We start from the raw sequence: 20,315 nt of genomic DNA on the forward strand, positions 1-20,315 counted from the left end.
CACCGCATCGGGTGGTTACAGCTCGCTATCAGCGCCGACCGAGCCGGCTGCCAATAACGGAAAAAGGCCGGTGGCAAGAGCCACCAGCCATCAGCCTGTCGCTTAACGCTCGGGCTGGAAACGCAAAGTCGATGCTTACTTCAGCTCGACTTTAGCGCCTGCTTCTTCCAGAGCTGCTTTGGCTTTGTCAGCTGCGTCTTTGGCAACAGCTTCCAGAACCATGGCAGGAGCGCCGTCAACTACAGCCTTGGCTTCTTTCAGGCCCAGACCGGTCAGTTCACGTACAGCCTTGATCACGTTAACTTTCTTCTCGCCAGCTTCGGTCAGCATGACGTTGAATTCAGTTTGTTCTTCAACAACGGCAGCAGCAACAGCTGGGCCAGCGGAAGCAGCAGCAGCGGAAACGCCGAACTTCTCTTCCATTGCCTTGATCAGCTCAACGATTTCCATTACGGATTTTTCGCCGATTGCTTCGATGATTTGCTCGTTAGTCAGAGACATGACTATTAATTCCTGTATTGGGGTGACGGCCTACGCGGCCATCGAAATAAACAATAAACGCTGAAAGGAGTCGCTCAGCCTTAGGCTGCAGCAGCTTCTTTCTGGTCGCGAAGTGCCGCCAGAGTACGAGCCAATTTGCTGGTTGCGCCTTGAATCACGCTCATCAGCTGAGAAATTGCTTCGTCACGGGTCGGCAGAGTTGCCAGCACGTCGATTTGGTTAGCTGCGAGGAACTTGCCCTCGAACGCAGCTGCCTTGATCTCGAACTTATCCTGACCTTTTGCGAACTCTTTGAAGATACGGGCAGCAGCGCCCGGATGCTCTTTCGAGAATGCAATCAAGGTAGGGCCGGTGAACACGTCGTTGAGAACACTGTATTCAGTGTCAGCAACAGCGCGCTTGAGCAGGGTGTTACGTACAACACGTACGTAAACGCCAGCTTCACGAGCCTCTTTACGGAGTCCGGTCATCGCGCCTACTGTTACGCCACGGGCATCAGCCACGACAGCGGACAGAGCGACTTTGGCAGCCTCGTTGACTTCAGCGACGATGGCCTTCTTGTCTTCGAGTTTAATTGCCACGGGTTTAACTCCTGCTTGTTACCGTTTCATCCAGTCGAAACCAGATGTCGTTTTGGTGTCTGATTCGGTAAGGAACCGGGAGCACCATCTGCGTAGGCTTGAGGTTTAAGACTTGCGTCGCCTACGGTCTTGGACAGCCCCCGCCAGGCAGGGACCCCAATTTTTCAATTGACGCAATCGCTTGCGTCAATCCGCGTCTTACGCGTCCAGCGAGCTCTGGTCGATGACCAGACCTGGGCCCATAGTGGTGCTCAGGGTAACGCGCTTGACGTAAATACCTTTCGAGGAAGCCGGCTTGATACGCTTCAGATCAGCGATCAGGGCTTCAACGTTTTCCTTCAGCTTGACGGCGTCGAAGCCAATCTTGCCAACGGAAGTGTGGATGATGCCGTTTTTGTCGGTGCGATAACGAACCTGACCAGCCTTGGCGTTTTTAACCGCGGTAGCTACGTCTGGAGTTACGGTGCCGACTTTAGGGTTAGGCATCAGACCACGTGGACCGAGGATCTGACCCAGCTGACCCACTACGCGCATGGCATCCGGGGATGCGATCACTACGTCGTAGTTCAGGTCGCCGCCTTTCATTTCGGCAGCCAGATCGTCCATACCTACGCGGTCAGCGCCGGCAGCCAGAGCGGCTTCAGCAGCTGGACCCTGGGTGAACACGGCAACGCGAACGGTCTTGCCAGTGCCGTGTGGCAGCACAGTAGCGCTACGAACGACCTGGTCGGATTTACGTGGGTCAACGCCCAGGTTTACAGCAACGTCGAACGACTCGCTGAACTTGACAGTCGACAGCTCGGCCAGCAGTGCAGCGGCGTCTACAAAGTTGTAGGCCTTGCCTGCTTCGATTTTGCCGGCGATAGCCTTTTGACGCTTGGTCAGCTTAGCCATTACACACCCTCCACGTTAAGGCCCATGCTACGAGCAGAACCGGCGATAGTACGCACGGCTGCTTCCATATCAGCTGCAGTCAGATCCGCGTTTTTGGTTTTCGCGATTTCTTCCAGCTGAGCACGGGTAACGGTGCCAACCTTAACGGTGTTCGGACGAGCGGAACCGCTGGTCAGACCGGCCGCCTTCTTCAGCAGAACCGAAGCAGGGGTGGATTTGGTTTCGAACGTGAAGCTACGGTCGCTGTAGACAGTGATGATCACTGGAGTCGGCAGACCTGGCTCAAGACCCTGAGTACGGGCGTTGAAAGCCTTGCAGAATTCCATGATGTTCACGCCGTGCTGACCCAGAGCAGGACCAACAGGTGGGCTTGGGTTAGCCTGAGCGGCCTTCACTTGCAGCTTGATGTAAGCGGTAATCTTCTTGGCCATGAGGCACTCCAATTACGGGTTCAAACGCCTCGAAAGGCTCCCCGGTTACTTGCGCGTTTATCCCAGTGACGACAAAACCCCACAGCCTAAGGCTGCGGGGTTGGGATGCTTGCTCAGTTAGACCTTTTCGACCTGACTGAACTCCAACTCTACCGGAGTAGAGCGACCGAAAATGAGTACAGCCACCTGGATGCGACTCTTTTCGTAGTTAACTTCTTCAACAGTGCCGGTAAAATCGGCAAAAGGACCGTCATTGACGCGCACCGACTCACCAGGCTCGAACAGCGTCTTCGGCTTCGGCTTGTCGCTACCATCAGCGACGCGGCGCAGAATTGCTTCTGCTTCCTTATCAGTGATTGGAGCCGGCTTATCAGCGGTACCGCCAATGAAACCCATAACTCGAGGAGTATCCTTGACCAAGTGCCAAGTACCCTCATTCATGTCCATCTGGACCAGCACGTAACCAGGGAAGAATTTACGCTCGCTTTTACGCTTCTGGCCATTACGCATTTCAACCACTTCTTCAGTGGGAACCAGAATCTCGCCGAAGCCATCTTCCATGCCAGCCAGCTTTACGCGCTCAATCAACGAGCGCATGACATGCTTCTCGTAACCGGAGTAAGCATGCACAACATACCAACGCTTAGCCACGGGACACCCTTAGCCGACAATCAAGGAAACAAGCCAGCCGAGCAGGGAATCAAGCCCCCACAACAGCAACGCCATAACCAGAACAACAGCCACAACAATCAACGTGGTCTGCGTGGTTTCTTGGCGAGTTGGCCAAACGACTTTACGAATCTCGGTGCGCGCTTCCTTGACAAGAACAAAGAAAGACTTGCCCTTGACCGTCTGCAAGCCTACAAAGGCAGCTACAGCAGCAATCACAAGCAAAGCGAGCACACGGTACAGGATCGGCGAAGCAGAGAAATACTGATTGCCAACAACGCCAATAACCACCAAAGCGACTACCACTAGCCACTTGAGCAGATCGAAGCGAGAACCTTGAGCTTCAGCTTTAGGAGTCATCTATGAAGATCCTGTGAAAAGAAAGCCAGACACACCTGGTGAATCTGGCAGGTCAGGAGGGAATCGAACCCCCAACCTACGGTTTTGGAGACCGTCGCTCTGCCAATTGAGCTACTGACCTAAAACAAAATCAGGCCGACCATTATGCCGGCCTGAAAAAGACTTTACAACAACTTACTCAATGACCCAGATCGCTCGCCCGCACCAGGAGGCCAAAACCACCCTTGCAAACAATGACAAACAACCTCTAGCCATTAAAACAAAGGCAGATATTTTCATATCTGCCTTGTTATATGGAGCTCTTGAGCGGATTTGAACCGCTGACCTCACCCTTACCAAGGGTGTGCTCTACCAACTGAGCTACAAGAGCGAAACACCGTGCAAAACCTGCAAACTTGGAGCGGGTAGCGGGAATCGAACCCGCATCATCAGCTTGGAAGGCTGAGGTTCTACCACTAAACTATACCCGCGAGGCTTGCAGCTCTCGCTAAAAATGGTGGAGGGGGAAGGATTCGAACCTTCGAAGTCGTAGACGTCAGATTTACAGTCTGATCCCTTTGGCCGCTCGGGAACCCCTCCTAAGCGAGCCGGCATTCTACATCATGCCAGCCTTCTGTCAAGCATTTTTCTCATTAAAAACCTGAGGTTAGCTGCGTTGACCTTGCTTCACATCGCTGACCGCTTTAGGTCTTCGCTGTGGAGCGGGCGCCATTCTATGCAAACTATTCGATGGGCGCAACCCCCTCGCAAGGCATTATTTTATGTTTTAACTCATTGAATTCTCTAGAAAGGTTTAGCAACTGCAAATCGTCGAGCCAACGCCTGCTCTCGGGGGCCACACGCACCCAGTAACCGGCTGATTCGGCGCTCCCCTTCGGCAACGACTGATATTTCACCTCCATGCCGCTCAATCGGCGCTCAAGCCCCTGAGCGACATCCTGCCGCGAAAATCCGCCTATATAGAGGCAGCCAGCATCTACTTGAGCAGCCTTTTCTTTTTCCTTGGTCGAATCAGGCGTTTCACTCAACAGGCGAATATCCTGCTGCCCCCCCCGATACAAACTTAAAGGCGTCACATCTTTCGCACGCAGAGGAGCCTCTTGCTGATGCCAGATGTAATAGAAGACGTTGAGAACCAGCAGAAGCAGAAACAACCAACGCATAAGGACCTCAGGACAAAGGACACGCCATAGCCAAGCCAACGAATACCAGGTCCGGAACCACCCTCGCCTCCGGCACGATGCCTGAAACCAAGGCAGCATCGCCCCCCGTCAGGAACACTACGAATTCTTTACCCCAGTAACTGCGCGCCAGTTCCAGCTGAGTAAGCACAAACCCTTGAAGCATCAACAGACACCCCCGCTCGACAGCTTCGACCGTCGTACGACCCGGAATCAGACTCTCCAACGCGCGCTCGGCCGCGCGATCACCGTAACGAATTTTGCGGGTATGTGTGCGAAGCTGATTACGCATCAATGGCATACCTGGACAGATGAATCCACCCAAGTGCCCTCCATCCCTGGCAACGAAGTCAGCTGTCACAGCAGTACCGAAATCAAGGACAAGGCACGCGCCTGCAGCCAGATGAAAACCGCCCAGCATTGCGAGCCAGCGATCCAGCCCGAGCCGATCGAAATCCTCATAACCATTGCGCACCCCGGACATTTCCCGCGCGGGAACCGCGCAGACCGCCGAGACATTGAAGGATGCCTTCAACAAAGCAGTCAACTCACTGGTTTCATCCGCGGTCCTGACACTCACCAGCCGACAAAACTTCAGAGCAAGGCCTTTCAGTGTTTTCAAGTCGTCAAGCAGCGCCAGATCCGAATCGACAACGCCCTCACCCACCACTGACCGCGCATTCGCCTCAAGCACGCGCCACTTGATGAAACTATTTCCGCAATCGAGCTCAAGAATCATCGCGCAACCTCAGACTCAGCTCGCCACCACTGAAAACTTTTTCCACGCCATCCACCTTCAAGCGCAAGGCGCCTTGGCTATCGATCCCCAGCACTTCACCGTCTATATGGGTTACACCAGCTATCAACGACACCGCTCGCCCCTGCCACAGATGATTTTGCTCCCACTCAGCCTGAATAGCTGAAAATCCGCCCGCCTGGTGACGCGACAGATACTTCTGAAGCATCAATCCAAGCTCGGCGACAAGAAGATTGCGATCGAACACCTTGCCGGACTGAAGCCGCATGGAAGTCCACTGCTGATCGACCTCCTCAGTTACCTGCATGTTTACATTGATCCCAACACCCAGCACCACATGGCAGACATCGGCGGGATCCCCCACCAGCTCAAGCAGAATTCCGGCAATCTTCTTCTGACCCACAAGAACATCGTTGGGCCACTTCAATCCAGCCGCCGAAATGCCAAGCTCTCGCAGCGTATGCATGACAGCGAGCCCCACAACAAGGCTCAAACCTTCCAGCTGACGCATCCCACCTTCAATACGTAGCACCAGGCTGTAATAGATATTCTCTGCAAATGGACTCGCCCATCGCCTTCCGCGCCTTCCACGACCCGCCGTCTGACGCTCGGCGAGTACGATAAAGGGAGACGCCTGGCCTTGATCTATGGCGCGTAGCGCCTCGGCATTGGTGGAGTCAATCGAGTCAAAAGCCAAAACCGGCCAATTACAGGAAGACGCAAGCCGGCCAATTTCCTGTGGATCAAGCAGCGTCAATGGCGCGGCCAACTGATAACCTCGCCCTCGGACCTTATGAATGGACAAACCCAGCTCAGCCTCCAGGTGCTGGAGCTGCTTCCAGACAGCACTGCGACTGATGCCCAAGGCAGCACCTAGCGCTTCACCCGAATGGAATCGGCCATCTTTAAGAAGCTTTAACAACGTCAGCATGCAAGTCTCGCCTCACAATGAGGCCCGCATGATAGCCACGCCCCGAGCAGTTGCATAGAAACCCGGAGAGTCAGATTTTCCTGCGGACAAAAACAAAACCCCTACCTGCATACGCAGATAGGGGTTTTGGAATTTAATCTTGACGATGACCTACTCTCACATGGGGAAACCCCACACTACCATCGGCGATGCATCGTTTCACTGCTGAGTTCGGGATGGGATCAGGTGGTTCCAATGCTCTATGGTCGTCAAGAAATTCGGGTACTGAGTCGTGGCCAGTTGGCCTCGCTTCAGCAAATTGGGTATGCGATAGTTTGTGCGGCTTTTGTGAATGGTTGCGAACTTTCGGTTCATGGCGTCTTCACACACCGCAATCTGGTGCCTTTTCAGGTCAGCAAATTGCTTGGGTGTTATATGGTCAAGCCTCACGGGCAATTAGTATTGGTTAGCTCAACGCCTCACAGCGCTTACACACCCAACCTATCAACGTCGTAGTCTTCGACGGCCCTTCAGGGGACTCAAGGTCCCAGTGAGATCTCATCTTGAGGCTAGTTTCCCGCTTAGATGCTTTCAGCGGTTATCTATTCCGAACATAGCTACCCGGCAATGCCACTGGCGTGACAACCGGAACACCAGAGGTTCGTCCACTCCGGTCCTCTCGTACTAGGAGCAGCCCCTCTCAAATCTCAAACGTCCACGGCAGATAGGGACCGAACTGTCTCACGACGTTCTAAACCCAGCTCGCGTACCACTTTAAATGGCGAACAGCCATACCCTTGGGACCGGCTTCAGCCCCAGGATGTGATGAGCCGACATCGAGGTGCCAAACACCGCCGTCGATATGAACTCTTGGGCGGTATCAGCCTGTTATCCCCGGAGTACCTTTTATCCGTTGAGCGATGGCCCTTCCATACAGAACCACCGGATCACTAAGACCTACTTTCGTACCTGCTCGACGTGTCTGTCTCGCAGTCAAGCGCGCTTTTGCCTTTATACTCTACGACCGATTTCCGACCGGTCTGAGCGCACCTTCGTACTCCTCCGTTACTCTTTAGGAGGAGACCGCCCCAGTCAAACTACCCACCATACACTGTCCTCGATCCGGATAACGGACCTGAGTTAGAACCTCAAAGTTGCCAGGGTGGTATTTCAAGGATGGCTCCACGCGAACTGGCGTCCACGCTTCAAAGCCTCCCACCTATCCTACACAAGCAAATTCAAAGTCCAGTGCAAAGCTATAGTAAAGGTTCACGGGGTCTTTCCGTCTAGCCGCGGATACACTGCATCTTCACAGCGATTTCAATTTCACTGAGTCTCGGGTGGAGACAGCGCCGCCATCGTTACGCCATTCGTGCAGGTCGGAACTTACCCGACAAGGAATTTCGCTACCTTAGGACCGTTATAGTTACGGCCGCCGTTTACCGGGGCTTCGATCAAGAGCTTCGCGTTAGCTAACCCCATCAATTAACCTTCCGGCACCGGGCAGGCGTCACACCCTATACGTCCACTTTCGTGTTTGCAGAGTGCTGTGTTTTTAATAAACAGTCGCAGCGGCCTGGTATCTTCGACCGGCGTGGGCTTACGCAGCAAGTGCTTCACCCTCACCGGCGCACCTTCTCCCGAAGTTACGGTGCCATTTTGCCTAGTTCCTTCACCCGAGTTCTCTCAAGCGCCTTGGTATTCTCTACCCAACCACCTGTGTCGGTTTGGGGTACGGTTCCTGGTTACCTGAAGCTTAGAAGCTTTTCTTGGAAGCATGGCATCAACCACTTCGTGTTCTAAAAGAACACTCGTCATCAGCTCTCGGCCTTAGAATCCCGGATTTACCTAAGATTCCAGCCTACCACCTTAAACTTGGACAACCAACGCCAAGCTGGCCTAGCCTTCTCCGTCCCTCCATCGCAATAACCAGAAGTACAGGAATATTAACCTGTTTTCCATCGACTACGCTTTTCAGCCTCGCCTTAGGGACCGACTAACCCTGCGTCGATTAACGTTGCGCAGGAAACCTTGGTCTTTCGGCGTGGGTGTTTTTCACACCCATTGTCGTTACTCATGTCAGCATTCGCACTTCTGATACCTCCAGCAAGCTTCTCAACTCACCTTCACAGGCTTACAGAACGCTCCTCTACCGCATCACCTAAGTGATACCCGTAGCTTCGGTGTATGGTTTGAGCCCCGTTACATCTTCCGCGCAGGCCGACTCGACTAGTGAGCTATTACGCTTTCTTTAAAGGGTGGCTGCTTCTAAGCCAACCTCCTAGCTGTCTAAGCCTTCCCACATCGTTTCCCACTTAACCATAACTTTGGGACCTTAGCTGACGGTCTGGGTTGTTTCCCTTTTCACGACGGACGTTAGCACCCGCCGTGTGTCTCCCATGCTCGGCACTTGTAGGTATTCGGAGTTTGCATCGGTTTGGTAAGTCGGGATGACCCCCTAGCCGAAACAGTGCTCTACCCCCTACAGTGATACATGAGGCGCTACCTAAATAGCTTTCGAGGAGAACCAGCTATCTCCGAGCTTGATTAGCCTTTCACTCCGATCCACAGGTCATCCGCTAACTTTTCAACGGTAGTCGGTTCGGTCCTCCAGTCAGTGTTACCTAACCTTCAACCTGCCCATGGATAGATCGCCCGGTTTCGGGTCTATTCCCAGCGACTAGACGCCCTATTAAGACTCGCTTTCGCTACGCCTCCCCTATTCGGTTAAGCTCGCCACTGAAAATAAGTCGCTGACCCATTATACAAAAGGTACGCAGTCACAGAACAAAGTCTGCTCCCACTGCTTGTACGCATACGGTTTCAGGATCTATTTCACTCCCCTCTCCGGGGTTCTTTTCGCCTTTCCCTCACGGTACTAGTTCACTATCGGTCAGTCAGTAGTATTTAGCCTTGGAGGATGGTCCCCCCATATTCAGACAAAGTTTCTCGTGCTCCGTCCTACTCGATTTCATGACTAAGAGATTTTCGCGTACAGGGCTATCACCCACTATGGCCGCACTTTCCAGAGCGTTCCGCTAATCTCAAAGCCACTTAAGGGCTAGTCCCCGTTCGCTCGCCACTACTAAGGGAATCTCGGTTGATTTCTTTTCCTCAGGGTACTTAGATGTTTCAGTTCCCCTGGTTCGCCTCTTAAGCCTATGTATTCAGCTTAAGATAACCATCTTATGATGGCTGGGTTCCCCCATTCAGACATCTCCGGATCAAAGTCTGTTTGCCGACTCCCCGAAGCTTTTCGCAGGCTACCACGTCTTTCATCGCCTCTGACTGCCAAGGCATCCACCGTATGCGCTTCTTCACTTGACCATATAACCCCAAGCAATCTGGTTATACTGTGAAGACGACATTCGCCGAAAATTCGCGCTGCTCAATAAAGAGCAACTCACAAATTTTACCTTAGCCTGATCCGTTACCAGTGAAAGTAACGTTCAGTCTATCTTTCTATCACATACCCAAATTTTTAAAGAACGATCTAGTCAAAAGACTAGAAATCAATATTCACATCGGAATATTCATTTCTAAACTCTCAAACGCTTCGAAGCAGTTAATGGTGGAGCCAAACGGGATCGAACCGTTGACCTCCTGCGTGCAAGGCAGGCGCTCTCCCAGCTGAGCTATGGCCCCATACAAAATTGGTGGGTCTGGGCAGATTCGAACTGCCGACCTCACCCTTATCAGGGGTGCGCTCTAACCAACTGAGCTACAGACCCAATTTCGAGCGCGTAACTGTTAGCTTGGAGCTATCAGCTTGGAGCTTAAAGCTGCTTCTATCGTCTTCTTCAATGAATCAAGCAATTCGTGTGGGAACTTATGGAGCAGCTGAGTCGTCGATTAAGGAGGTGATCCAGCCGCAGGTTCCCCTACGGCTACCTTGTTACGACTTCACCCCAGTCATGAATCACACCGTGGTAACCGTCCTCCCGAAGGTTAGACTAGCTACTTCTGGTGCAACCCACTCCCATGGTGTGACGGGCGGTGTGTACAAGGCCCGGGAACGTATTCACCGCGACATTCTGATTCGCGATTACTAGCGATTCCGACTTCACGCAGTCGAGTTGCAGACTGCGATCCGGACTACGATCGGTTTTGTGGGATTAGCTCCACCTCGCGGCTTGGCAACCCTCTGTACCGACCATTGTAGCACGTGTGTAGCCCAGGCCGTAAGGGCCATGATGACTTGACGTCATCCCCACCTTCCTCCGGTTTGTCACCGGCAGTCTCCTTAGAGTGCCCACCATTACGTGCTGGTAACTAAGGACAAGGGTTGCGCTCGTTACGGGACTTAACCCAACATCTCACGACACGAGCTGACGACAGCCATGCAGCACCTGTCTCAATGTTCCCGAAGGCACCAATCCATCTCTGGAAAGTTCATTGGATGTCAAGGCCTGGTAAGGTTCTTCGCGTTGCTTCGAATTAAACCACATGCTCCACCGCTTGTGCGGGCCCCCGTCAATTCATTTGAGTTTTAACCTTGCGGCCGTACTCCCCAGGCGGTCAACTTAATGCGTTAGCTGCGCCACTAAGAGCTCAAGGCTCCCAACGGCTAGTTGACATCGTTTACGGCGTGGACTACCAGGGTATCTAATCCTGTTTGCTCCCCACGCTTTCGCACCTCAGTGTCAGTATCAGTCCAGGTGGTCGCCTTCGCCACTGGTGTTCCTTCCTATATCTACGCATTTCACCGCTACACAGGAAATTCCACCACCCTCTACCATACTCTAGCTTGTCAGTTTTGAATGCAGTTCCCAGGTTGAGCCCGGGGCTTTCACATCCAACTTAACAAACCACCTACGCGCGCTTTACGCCCAGTAATTCCGATTAACGCTTGCACCCTCTGTATTACCGCGGCTGCTGGCACAGAGTTAGCCGGTGCTTATTCTGTCGGTAACGTCAAAACAGCAACGTATTAAGTTACTGCCCTTCCTCCCAACTTAAAGTGCTTTACAATCCGAAGACCTTCTTCACACACGCGGCATGGCTGGATCAGGCTTTCGCCCATTGTCCAATATTCCCCACTGCTGCCTCCCGTAGGAGTCTGGACCGTGTCTCAGTTCCAGTGTGACTGATCATCCTCTCAGACCAGTTACGGATCGTCGCCTTGGTGAGCCATTACCTCACCAACTAGCTAATCCGACCTAGGCTCATCTGATAGCGCAAGGCCCGAAGGTCCCCTGCTTTCTCCCGTAGGACGTATGCGGTATTAGCGTCCCTTTCGAGACGTTGTCCCCCACTACCAGGCAGATTCCTAGGCATTACTCACCCGTCCGCCGCTGAATCAGAGAGCAAGCTCTCTTCATCCGCTCGACTTGCATGTGTTAGGCCTGCCGCCAGCGTTCAATCTGAGCCATGATCAAACTCTTCAGTTCAAACATCTTTGGGTTTTGAGAAAACCCTAAACTTGGCTCAGCAATCGTTGGTTACATCTTTGATTTCTCGCGGAGTAACTTGTGATGCTGATAATCTGTTGACTAGCAGTCTGACTCCACAAGCACCCACACGAATTGCTTGATTCAGTTGTTAAAGAGCGGTTGGTTAAGATCTTTCGTCTCAACCGAGGCGCGCATTCTACAGCAGCCTCATTTGCTGTCAAGTGATTATTTTCAGAAGTTTTCAAGGATTCCTTAACAACTTCAACCACTTGCGCTTTCGATCTCTCGTCAGCGGGAGGCGAATTCTACAGCGTTACTCGCTGCTGTCAACACCTCTTTTTCAACTTCCTTTCGACTTCGATGACCTGAAGCAACTTGCTGCCGAAAACTGCGTAACTCATTGTTTATCAAGGAGTTTTCCGTTTCGACTGCGCCGGAAGTGGGGCGAATTATAGGCTTCTATAATTCGCCGTCAACCCTTTATTTCAGGTTCATTCTGATTTGAGTGTAATTCGCGCAAATACCTTCTTTCCCGCCTGACAAACATGGGTTGCACCCAGCGCGTATATAAAGGTGCGATCAACAACCTCACCATCGATACGCACGCCGCCGGAGCCGAGCAGATCCCGAGCGACGGCCGAGTTCTTCACCAGGCCTGCTTTATTGAGGACAGCAGCGATCGGCATATCCTCCGTTGCACTCAACTCAATCTCCGGCAGATCATCAGGCAGCTCGCCATCCTTCATACGGTTGCCAGCTGCTCGATGAGCATTGGCCGCAGCCTCCTCGCCATGGAAGCGCGCAACAATCTCTTCCGCCAGCTTGATCTTGATATCACGCGGGTTGGCGCCAGCCTCTACATCAGCACGGAAGGCATTGATCTCATCCATGGAACGGAAGCTAAGCAGCTCGAAGTAACGCCACATTAGCGCATCCGGAATGGAGACCAGTTTGCCGTACATGACACCCGGCGCCTCCTGAATGCCGACGTAGTTGCCCAGCGACTTGGACATTTTCTTCACGCCATCCAGCCCTTCGAGCAATGGCATGGTCAGAATGCACTGAGCCTCCTGACCATAACCACGCTGCAGCTCACGCCCCATCAACAGGTTGAACTTCTGATCGGTACCGCCCAGCTCGACGTCCGCGCGCAAGGCAACAGAATCGTAGCCCTGAACCAATGGATAGAGGAACTCGTGAATGGCGATCGGCTGATTGGTCGTATATCGCTTATCGAAGTCATCGCGCTCAAGCATGCGAGCTACGGTGTACTGCGAGGTCAGCCGAATGAAGTCGGCCGGCCCCATCTGATCCATCCAGGTGGAGTTGAAAGCCACCTCGGTTTTAGCCGGATCAAGAATCTTGAAGACTTGAGTCTTGTAGGTCTCGGCGTTCTCCAGCACCTGCTCTCGGGTCAGCGGTGGGCGCGTAGCACTCTTGCCACTGGGATCACCGATCATCCCGGTGAAATCGCCAATCAGGAAGATCACCTGGTGACCCAACTCCTGAAACTGGCGCAGCTTATTGATAAGCACGGTATGACCCAGGTGCAAATCCGGCGCAGTCGGATCGAAGCCTGCCTTAATGCGCAGCGGCTGGCCGCGCTTGAGCTTCTCAATCAGCTCGGACTCGACCAACAGTTCTTCCGCACCACGTTTGATCAGCGCTAGCTGCTCTTCAACCGACTTCATAACAGACCCGCAAGGCTCAGATTCAAAGGGACCCAACCATACAAGATCGTGCGTCAAATACAAAGTTTGCCCGGCGCACGGACGCCAATCCACGGACAGAGCGTCCGCAGACTTGCTTCAGAGATGATTTGGTTATATTTTATACAGTTATTTCATCTTCATCATGTCATTCATCTTTTCCAATTCATCTTTATTCAAAGTCAAAATTACTTATGACCAAAGAATCGTCTAAAGCGCCACCGCTTTACCCGAAGACCCACCTGCTCGCCGCGAGCGGCATCGCCGCCCTTCTGAGCCTGGCCCTTCTGGTATTTCCCTCCAGTGATGTAGAAGCCAAAAAGACGACCCTGAGTCTTGAACTGGAAAGTCCTGCTGAACAACTGACACAAGATCAAGACGCTGCTGACGCCGTTCAAGCCACAAATGAGCCAGTAGCTTCACCTTTCGCACAGATCGACAACAGCGCTGAAGACACCCAGGAAACCGCTCAATCCGCGCCTGCTCCGGCTGTCGAAGAAAAGAAGGCTCCCAACCACAGGGAAGTGATCGTCGCCAAAGGCGACACTCTCTCCACGCTGTTCGAGAAAGTTGGCCTTCCAGCCACCTCGGTACATGACGTGCTGGCCAGCGACAAGCAGGCCAAGCAGTTCAGTCAGCTCAAGCACGGGCAGAAACTCGAATTCGAACTGAGCCCCGACGGCCAGCTGACCAACCTGCACAGCAAGGTCAACGACCTCGAAACCATCACCCTCACCAAGAACAACAAGGGCTATACGTTCAATCGCATTACCGCCAAGCCGACCGTCCGCTCCGCCTACGTTCATGGCGTGATCAACAGCTCGCTGTCGCAGTCCGCTGCACGTGCCGGCCTGTCCCACAGCCTGACCATGGACATGGCCAGCGTGTTTGGTTATGACGTCGATTTCGCCCAGGACATTCGCCAGGGCGACGAATTCGATGTGATTTACGAGCAGAAAGTCGTCAATGGCAAAGCCGTCGGCAACGGTCCGATCCTGTCCGCACGCTTCACAAACCGTGGCAAAACCTACACGGCTGTGCGTTACACCAATAAACAAGGCAACAGCAGCTACTACACCGCTGAAGGCAACAGCATGCGCAAGGCATTCATCCGCACCCCAGTGGACTTTGCCCGCATCAGCTCGAAGTTTTCCATGGGGCGCAAGCACCCGATCCTGAACAAAATCCGCGCACATAAAGGTGTCGACTACGCAGCACCACGTGGCACTCCGATCAAGGCTGCCGGTGATGGCAAGGTATTGCTGGCAGGACGCCGCGGCGGCTACGGCAATACCATTATCCTCCAGCATGGCAACACCTACACCACGCTGTATGGCCACATGCAAGGCTTTGCCAAGGGTGTGAAGACCGGTGGCACCGTCAAACAGGGCCAGGTCATCGGCTACATTGGCACCACCGGACTTTCGACCGGACCGCACTTGCACTACGAGTTCCAGGTCAATGGCGTGCACGTGGATCCACTGGGCCAGAAATTGCCAATGGCTGATCCAATCGCCAAGGCCGAACGCGCCCGCTTCCTCGCACAGAGCCAGCCTCTGATGGCGCGCATGGAGCAGGAAAAGGCCACCATGCTGGCTTCGAGCAAGCGCTAAGCCATGCCGCTCTATATAGGCGTAATGTCCGGGACCAGCCTTGATGGATTGGATATTGCGCTGATCGAGCAAAACCAGGCGATCAGGCTGATCGCCACACACTACATACCCATGCCCGAAACGCTGCGCACCGAGCTACTTGGCCTGTGCGCCAGCGGACCCGACGAGATAGCCCGCTCCGCCATCGCCCAGCAGAACTGGGTAACGCTCGCAGCGCAGGGCATTCACGACCTCCTCGCACAAGAACAACTCAAACCTGAAGACATTCGAGCGATTGGCAGCCATGGCCAGACCATTCGCCACGAGCCGGCGCGAGGCTTTACGGTACAGATCGGTAATCCGGCGCTACTGACGGAGCTGACCCATATCACCGTGGTCAGTGATTTCCGCAGCCGCGATGTGGCCGCAGGCGGGCAAGGCGCCCCCCTGGTGCCCGCCTTCCACGAAGCCTTGTTTGAAGAACGGGCCGGCAACCGAGCCGTGCTCAACGTCGGCGGCTTCAGCAACCTCAGCCTGATCGAGCCGGGCAAGCCTGTCGCCGGTTTCGATTGCGGCCCGGGGAATGTACTGCTGGACGCCTGGATTCATCAGCAGCGTGGCGACAACTTTGATCGCAACGGTCAATGGGCTGCCAGCGGAAAAGTCGAGCCTGTGCTGTTAAAAGCGCTGCTTAGCGACCCATTCTTCTTGACCAAGGGACCAAAGAGCACAGGCCGGGAGGTTTTCAACCTGCCATGGCTGATGCATCACCTGGCGCAGTTGCCGACCTTCGCTTCCGAGGACGTGCAGGCAACACTACTTGAGTTGACTGCGCTGACCATCGTCGAATCCCTGCAAAGCGCCCAATCGAACACCCAGGAACTGCTGGTCTGTGGCGGCGGCGCGCATAACACCACGCTGATGAACCGACTGGCCAGCCTGCTGCCAGGCGCAACCGTCAGCAGCACTGCGGCTTACGGTGTCGACCCTGACTGGGTCGAAGCCATGGCCTTCGCCTGGCTGGCCCACTGCTGTCTCGAAGGCATCGCGGCTAATCGCCCGAGCGTCACCGGCGCCCGCGGCTTGCGTGTATTGGGCGCGATCTACCCCGCATAAACGCCAGACAGCAAAACGCCGCAGAGCCCAGAGGCCATGCGGCGCTTAGTGATGCAGGCGTGCTGATCAGATCGAGAACGAAGAGCCACAGCCACAGGTTGTGGTTGCATTCGGGTTCTTGATGACGAAGCGCGAACCTTCCAGACCTTCCTGATAATCCACCTCGGCCCCGGCCAGGTACTGGAAGCTCATCGGATCGACCACCAGACTCACACCTTCGCGCTCGACGATGGTGTCGTCATCGGCCACTTCTTCATCGAAGGTGAAGCCGTACTGAAAACCTGAACAACCGCCGCCCGTAACGAATACGCGCAGCTTCAAGCGATCATTCCCCTCTTCATCGACCAGGCTCTTCACCTTGTGCGCGGCACCGTGGGTAAATTGCAAAGCCGTGGGGGTGAAGGATTCGACGCTCATGCTGACTATCTCCCGGCGCTACGCCGCCATAATGCGTGATGACGCGCATTATCCGCTTCTCCTAGAAAAGCGGTCAACTATTGTTAGGGTATATCAACCAATCAAGTCGCCGACCCAGAATGAAAAAAGGCCCGTTCAACGGGCCTTTTTACTGGGCGCTACAGAGCCTTACGGCAACATGCCAGCGTGAGACAGACCAAGGCGTTCATCCAGTCCGAACAGGATGTTCATGTTCTGCACCGCCTGACCCGATGCGCCTTTGACCAGGTTGTCGATCACCGACAGCACAACCACCAGATCGCCGTCCTGTGGCCGATGTACCGCAATCCGGCAGACGTTGGCACCACGCACGCTGCGGGTTTCCGGGTGGCTTCCGGCGGGCATGACGTCGACAAACGGTTCGTTGGCATAACGCTTTTCGAACAGCGCCTGCAGATCCACCGAGCGATCCACGACAGTCGCGTACAGCGTGGAATGAATGCCACGGATCATCGGCGTCAGATGCGGAACAAAGGTCAGGCCGACATCCTTGCCTGCGGCACGACGCAGACCCTGGCGGATTTCCGGCAAGTGACGGTGGCCTTTGACGGCATAGGCCTTCATGCTCTCCGATGTCTCGGAGTACAACGAACCGACAGCAGCGCCACGACCGGCACCGCTGACACCGGACTTGCAGTCGGCGATCAGGCGCGATGCATCGGCAAGGCCAGCTTCAAGCAACGGCAGGAAACCCAATTGCGTAGCAGTCGGGTAGCAACCCGGCACTGCGATCAGTCGCGCCTTCTTGATCTGCTCGCGATTAACTTCCGGCAGGCCATACACCGCCTCATCCAGCAACTCTGGTGCGCCGTGCGGCTGGCCGTACCACTTGGCCCATTCATCAGCATCCTGCAGACGGAAGTCAGCCGACAGGTCGATGACCTTGGTCCCCGCCGCCAGCAACTCACCCGCCAGAGCGTGGGCAACGCCGTGTGGCGTGGCGAAGAACACCACGTCGCAGGCGCCCAGGGTCTTGATGTCCGGAACCGTGAACGCGAGCCCGTCGTAATGGCCTCGCAGGTTCGGGTACAGGTCGGCCACGGCCAGGCCGGCCTCGGATCGGGAAGTGATGACTACCACTTCAGCTTGCGGATGCTGTGCCAACAGACGCAGCAGTTCGACACCGGTGTAACCCGTGCCGCCGACGATACCGACCTTGACCATAAACCTGCCCTCAACGAACCCACTGGAAAGCCGTCGATGATAGGGGGCTGGCGCGCCTGCGACAACCGGCAAGGTGACGTATGGAGCCTCAAGCCTCTACTATCCCGACTACCGTGAATCTGGGAATAACCAAAATGCTTTATCTGTGGCTCAAAGCTTTTCACATCATCAGCATCGTGTGCTGGTTTGCCGGCCTGTTTTACCTGCCGCGCCTGTTCGTCTATCACGCTCAAAGCGAGGACACCGTCAGCAAGGAACGCTTCAGCCTCATGGAGCGCAAGCTGTACCGCGGCATCATGGGCCCGGCAATGATCGCGACGCTTATTTTCGGCGGCTGGCTGATCAGCCTCAACCCTGGCGCCTACTTCAGCCAGGGCGGCTGGATGCACGCGAAACTGTCCCTGGTGGTCCTGCTGATCGGCTACCACCACATGTGCGGCGCCCAAGTGAAGCGATTTGCCCGTGGCGAAAACACCCGTAGCCATGTCTTTTATCGCTGGTTCAATGAAGTGCCGGTTCTGATATTGCTGGCTATCGTGATTCTGGTCGTTGTACGGCCGTTCTAAACTCAACAGGCACATCTCACCGGGGTACATCCCATGTCGCTGCCCGCTCTGCTCGAACAATGCTTGCGCCTACCCGTGGTGGTGGCGCCGATGTTCCTGATTTCCAATCCGCAACTGGTGCTCGCCTGCTGCCGCAACGGGCTGGTGGGCAGCTTTCCTGCGCTCAATCAGCGCGAGAGCAGCGGCTTCAAGGGCTGGCTGGAAGAGATCGAAGCCGGGCTCGCTTCGCTGGACAATCCCGCGCCGTACGCTGTGAACCTCATCGTCCACAACAGCAACCCGCGATTACAGGCGGATCTGGCGATCTGCATCGAGCACAAAGTGCCGATCGTGATCACCAGCCTTGGTGCTGCGAAAGAAGTGGTCGACGCCGTGCACAGTTACGGCGGCCTGGTGTTCCATGACGTGACGACTCGCCGCCATGCCGAAAAAGCCGCCGAGGCCGGCGTGGATGGGTTGATCGCCGTGGCCGCCGGTGCCGGTGGGCATGCCGGGACCTGGAGCCCGTTCTCGCTGATCGCCGAGATCCGACAATTCTTCGACAAAACGTTGCTGCTGGCTGGATGCCTGAACCACGGGCACGAAATCCTCGCCGCCCAATTGCTCGGTGCGGACCTGGCCTACTTCGGCACACGCTTTATCGGCACGGCCGAAAGTCATGCGCCTGACGCCTACAAGGAGATGCTGCTGACATCCAGGGCGGCAGACATCATTCATACTCCAGCGGTGTCGGGTGTACCGGCGAGTTTCATGCGCCAGAGCCTGGAAGCCGCCGGGTTTGACATGGCAGCGCTGCAAAACAAGGGCGAAGTCAACTTCGGCGCCAAGCTCAAGCCGATCAGCGATGAAGCCAAAGCCTGGAAAACCGTGTGGTCCGCAGGCCAGGGCGTTGGGGGAATAGATGATTTACCCAGCGTTGACCAGTTGGTGGCGCGGCTCGACGCGGAGTATCGCAAGGCACTGGAACAAGCCGCACAACTGCCCAAACGCTGGCCTCGCTGACAGAAAAATCAGGCCATCCGGCATTTCACCCTTAAAACACTCGCGACAAGGATGCCTCGGCAATGAGCGAACACCGCTTCAAAATCGTCTTCGACGGCACGCTACTGCCGGGTGTTGATATCAATACCGCCAAACTCAATCTCGCCGCGCTATACAAAAGCGAGGTCGCCGCCGTCGAACGCTTGTTCAGCGGTCAACCCGTCACACTCAAACGTGACCTGTCGCAGATTGACGCACAGACCTACCTGCAAGCCCTGAAAAACACCGGTATAGATGCCCGCCTCGAGCCGGAACCCGTGATTGAACTGAGTCTCTCCGATGTCCGTGATCACGCGCCCGCCGTAACAGAGCCCGACTCCCCTTACGCGCCACCGCAGGCTGACGTCGCTGAGCGCGTGCCTGAGTACGCGCTGCTCAAGCCGTTCAGCATCGAAGGACGCATCGGACGCTTGCGGTTTCTGGCATGGTCAATGGTGCTGAGCCTGGTGACGATCGCGGTGGTCGGCGTATTTGCCCTGATCGCCCTGGCCCTCGTCAGCACCGACTCGACCGCTGGCCTGATCGCCGGGGGCATTCTGGCGTTCGTCCTGTGTGTGGTATTCCTCATCGCCACCATCCTCATCAGCGTTCAGCGCCTGCATGATGTCGGCTGGTCGGGCTGGCTATGGTTGCTGAACCTTGTACCGTTCGTAGGCAGTTTCTTTCCGCTGCTGCTAGTAGTTTTACCGGGATCCGGCGTGGCCAACCGCTACGGCGCACCTCCGCCGCCCAACAGCACGGCGGTCAAGGTACTGTCTTCGTTATGGCTGGTGTTGATCGCCCTGATGATCGTCGGAGCAATGGCAGGCGGTATCTCAGCCATTCAGGACACATACGAAAACACCCTCGAAAACAGCTACCAAAGCGGCTCGGTCACCACCGACGAGATCGAGGTCGAGGTCGAACCGACACCAAATTCCACCGACGATGCAGCCGAACAAGCCCAGCCCCCTGTAGACTCTGCGCAAGAATGAACAGCGCTCCCCGCCCATGA

17 protein-coding genes, 6 tRNA genes and 3 rRNA genes are annotated in these 20,315 nt (G+C 55.1%); 5 read left to right on the top strand and 21 right to left on the bottom strand.

Annotated elements, in window-relative coordinates; genetic code table 11:
- Positions 1-135 precede the first annotated feature (135 nt).
- The 19 genes from rplL to tyrS all read right to left on the bottom strand — a co-directional run bounded on the left by rplL (position 136) and on the right by tyrS (position 13,368).
- Positions 136-501 (bottom strand): 50S ribosomal protein L7/L12, encoded by a 366-nt coding sequence (gene rplL / locus GQ39_RS22075; RefSeq protein ID WP_007933723.1) that lies wholly within the window; start codon positions 499-501, stop codon positions 136-138.
- Between the two features lie 80 nt (positions 502-581).
- A complete protein-coding gene (gene rplJ, locus GQ39_RS22080; RefSeq protein WP_007933724.1) occupies positions 582-1,082 on the bottom strand; it encodes a 50S ribosomal protein L10 in 501 nt (166 codons plus the stop codon).
- Positions 1,083-1,280: 198 nt separating this feature from the next.
- A complete protein-coding gene (gene rplA / locus GQ39_RS22085; RefSeq protein ID WP_003186095.1) occupies positions 1,281-1,976 on the bottom strand; it encodes a 50S ribosomal protein L1 in 696 nt (231 codons plus the stop codon).
- Entirely contained in the window at positions 1,976-2,407 is a 432-nt protein-coding gene (gene rplK / locus GQ39_RS22090; RefSeq protein WP_007933726.1) for a 50S ribosomal protein L11, read from the bottom strand. Before rplK ends, rplA begins: the two co-directional genes overlap by 1 nt.
- Positions 2,408-2,524: 117 nt before the next feature.
- Complete coding sequence (gene nusG, locus GQ39_RS22095; RefSeq protein WP_007933727.1) at positions 2,525-3,058, bottom strand: transcription termination/antitermination protein NusG; 534 nt, start codon at positions 3,056-3,058, stop codon at positions 2,525-2,527.
- Between the two features lie 9 nt (positions 3,059-3,067).
- Positions 3,068-3,436 carry a preprotein translocase subunit SecE gene (gene secE / locus GQ39_RS22100; RefSeq protein ID WP_047534052.1) on the bottom strand — a complete coding sequence of 123 codons (369 nt, stop codon included), beginning with the start codon at positions 3,434-3,436 and terminating at the stop codon, positions 3,068-3,070.
- Positions 3,437-3,481: 45 nt separating this feature from the next.
- A tRNA-Trp gene (locus GQ39_RS22105) sits at positions 3,482-3,557 on the bottom strand.
- 173 nt (positions 3,558-3,730) lie between these two features.
- Positions 3,731-3,806, bottom strand: a tRNA-Thr gene (locus GQ39_RS22110).
- A gap of 26 nt (positions 3,807-3,832) precedes the next feature.
- Positions 3,833-3,906 (bottom strand) — tRNA-Gly (locus GQ39_RS22115).
- Positions 3,907-3,930: 24 nt separating this feature from the next.
- A tRNA-Tyr gene (locus GQ39_RS22120) sits at positions 3,931-4,015 on the bottom strand.
- A gap of 143 nt (positions 4,016-4,158) precedes the next feature.
- Positions 4,159-4,599 carry a hypothetical protein gene (locus GQ39_RS22125; protein ID WP_047534055.1) on the bottom strand — a complete coding sequence of 147 codons (441 nt, stop codon included), beginning with the start codon at positions 4,597-4,599 and terminating at the stop codon, positions 4,159-4,161.
- 7 nt (positions 4,600-4,606) lie between these two features.
- Positions 4,607-5,356: a pantothenate kinase gene (locus tag GQ39_RS22130; protein ID WP_047534058.1), complete on the bottom strand. Its 750-nt coding sequence runs from the start codon at positions 5,354-5,356 to the stop codon at positions 4,607-4,609.
- Positions 5,346-6,305: a bifunctional biotin--[acetyl-CoA-carboxylase] ligase/biotin operon repressor BirA gene (gene birA, locus GQ39_RS22135; RefSeq protein WP_047534060.1), complete on the bottom strand. Its 960-nt coding sequence runs from the start codon at positions 6,303-6,305 to the stop codon at positions 5,346-5,348. The genes GQ39_RS22130 and birA overlap by 11 nt, the downstream gene beginning before the upstream one ends.
- Before the next feature lie 137 nt (positions 6,306-6,442).
- Positions 6,443-6,558: ribosomal RNA gene (gene rrf, locus GQ39_RS22140) — 5S ribosomal RNA — on the bottom strand.
- A 161-nt stretch (positions 6,559-6,719) separates the two neighbouring features.
- A 23S ribosomal RNA gene (locus GQ39_RS22145) occupies positions 6,720-9,611 on the bottom strand.
- A gap of 242 nt (positions 9,612-9,853) precedes the next feature.
- A tRNA-Ala gene (locus GQ39_RS22150) sits at positions 9,854-9,929 on the bottom strand.
- 9 nt (positions 9,930-9,938) lie between these two features.
- Positions 9,939-10,015, bottom strand: a tRNA-Ile gene (locus GQ39_RS22155).
- A 122-nt stretch (positions 10,016-10,137) separates the two neighbouring features.
- Positions 10,138-11,674: ribosomal RNA gene (locus GQ39_RS22160) — 16S ribosomal RNA — on the bottom strand.
- The 16S, 23S and 5S rRNA genes sit together here with 2 tRNA genes alongside, the layout of an rRNA operon.
- Before the next feature lie 494 nt (positions 11,675-12,168).
- Complete coding sequence (tyrS, locus tag GQ39_RS22165) at positions 12,169-13,368, bottom strand: tyrosine--tRNA ligase (RefSeq protein ID WP_047534063.1); 1,200 nt, start codon at positions 13,366-13,368, stop codon at positions 12,169-12,171.
- A gap of 212 nt (positions 13,369-13,580) precedes the next feature.
- Here tyrS and GQ39_RS22170 point away from each other — a divergent pair, with 212 nt between their 5' ends.
- Positions 13,581-14,999 (top strand): peptidoglycan DD-metalloendopeptidase family protein, encoded by a 1,419-nt coding sequence (locus tag GQ39_RS22170; RefSeq protein WP_047534066.1) that lies wholly within the window; start codon positions 13,581-13,583, stop codon positions 14,997-14,999.
- 3 nt (positions 15,000-15,002) lie between these two features.
- On the top strand, positions 15,003-16,094 hold the full coding sequence (locus GQ39_RS22175) for an anhydro-N-acetylmuramic acid kinase (RefSeq protein WP_047534069.1): 1,092 nt from the start codon (positions 15,003-15,005) through the stop codon (positions 16,092-16,094).
- A gap of 66 nt (positions 16,095-16,160) precedes the next feature.
- Here GQ39_RS22175 and erpA read toward each other — a convergent pair whose 3' ends face one another.
- Entirely contained in the window at positions 16,161-16,511 is a 351-nt protein-coding gene (gene erpA, locus GQ39_RS22180; RefSeq protein WP_007906865.1) for an iron-sulfur cluster insertion protein ErpA, read from the bottom strand.
- Between the two features lie 168 nt (positions 16,512-16,679).
- A complete protein-coding gene (gene argC, locus GQ39_RS22185; protein ID WP_047534080.1) occupies positions 16,680-17,714 on the bottom strand; it encodes an N-acetyl-gamma-glutamyl-phosphate reductase in 1,035 nt (344 codons plus the stop codon).
- Positions 17,715-17,848: 134 nt separating this feature from the next.
- Between argC and hemJ the strand changes: the two genes are divergently transcribed.
- From hemJ to GQ39_RS22200, 3 genes are all read left to right on the top strand, one after another.
- Complete coding sequence (gene hemJ / locus GQ39_RS22190) at positions 17,849-18,280, top strand: protoporphyrinogen oxidase HemJ (protein WP_047534081.1); 432 nt, start codon at positions 17,849-17,851, stop codon at positions 18,278-18,280.
- Positions 18,281-18,313: 33 nt separating this feature from the next.
- Positions 18,314-19,282: an NAD(P)H-dependent flavin oxidoreductase gene (locus tag GQ39_RS22195; protein WP_047534083.1), complete on the top strand. Its 969-nt coding sequence runs from the start codon at positions 18,314-18,316 to the stop codon at positions 19,280-19,282.
- 62 nt (positions 19,283-19,344) lie between these two features.
- Positions 19,345-20,295, top strand: a complete 951-nt coding sequence (locus GQ39_RS22200; protein ID WP_047534085.1) for a DUF805 domain-containing protein — start codon at positions 19,345-19,347, stop codon at positions 20,293-20,295.
- Positions 20,296-20,315 lie beyond the last annotated feature (20 nt).

The sequence above is a fragment of the Pseudomonas sp. 11/12A genome (assembly GCF_000800055.1).
In the GTDB taxonomy this organism is placed as follows: Bacteria; Pseudomonadota; Gammaproteobacteria; order Pseudomonadales; family Pseudomonadaceae; genus Aquipseudomonas; species Aquipseudomonas mohnii.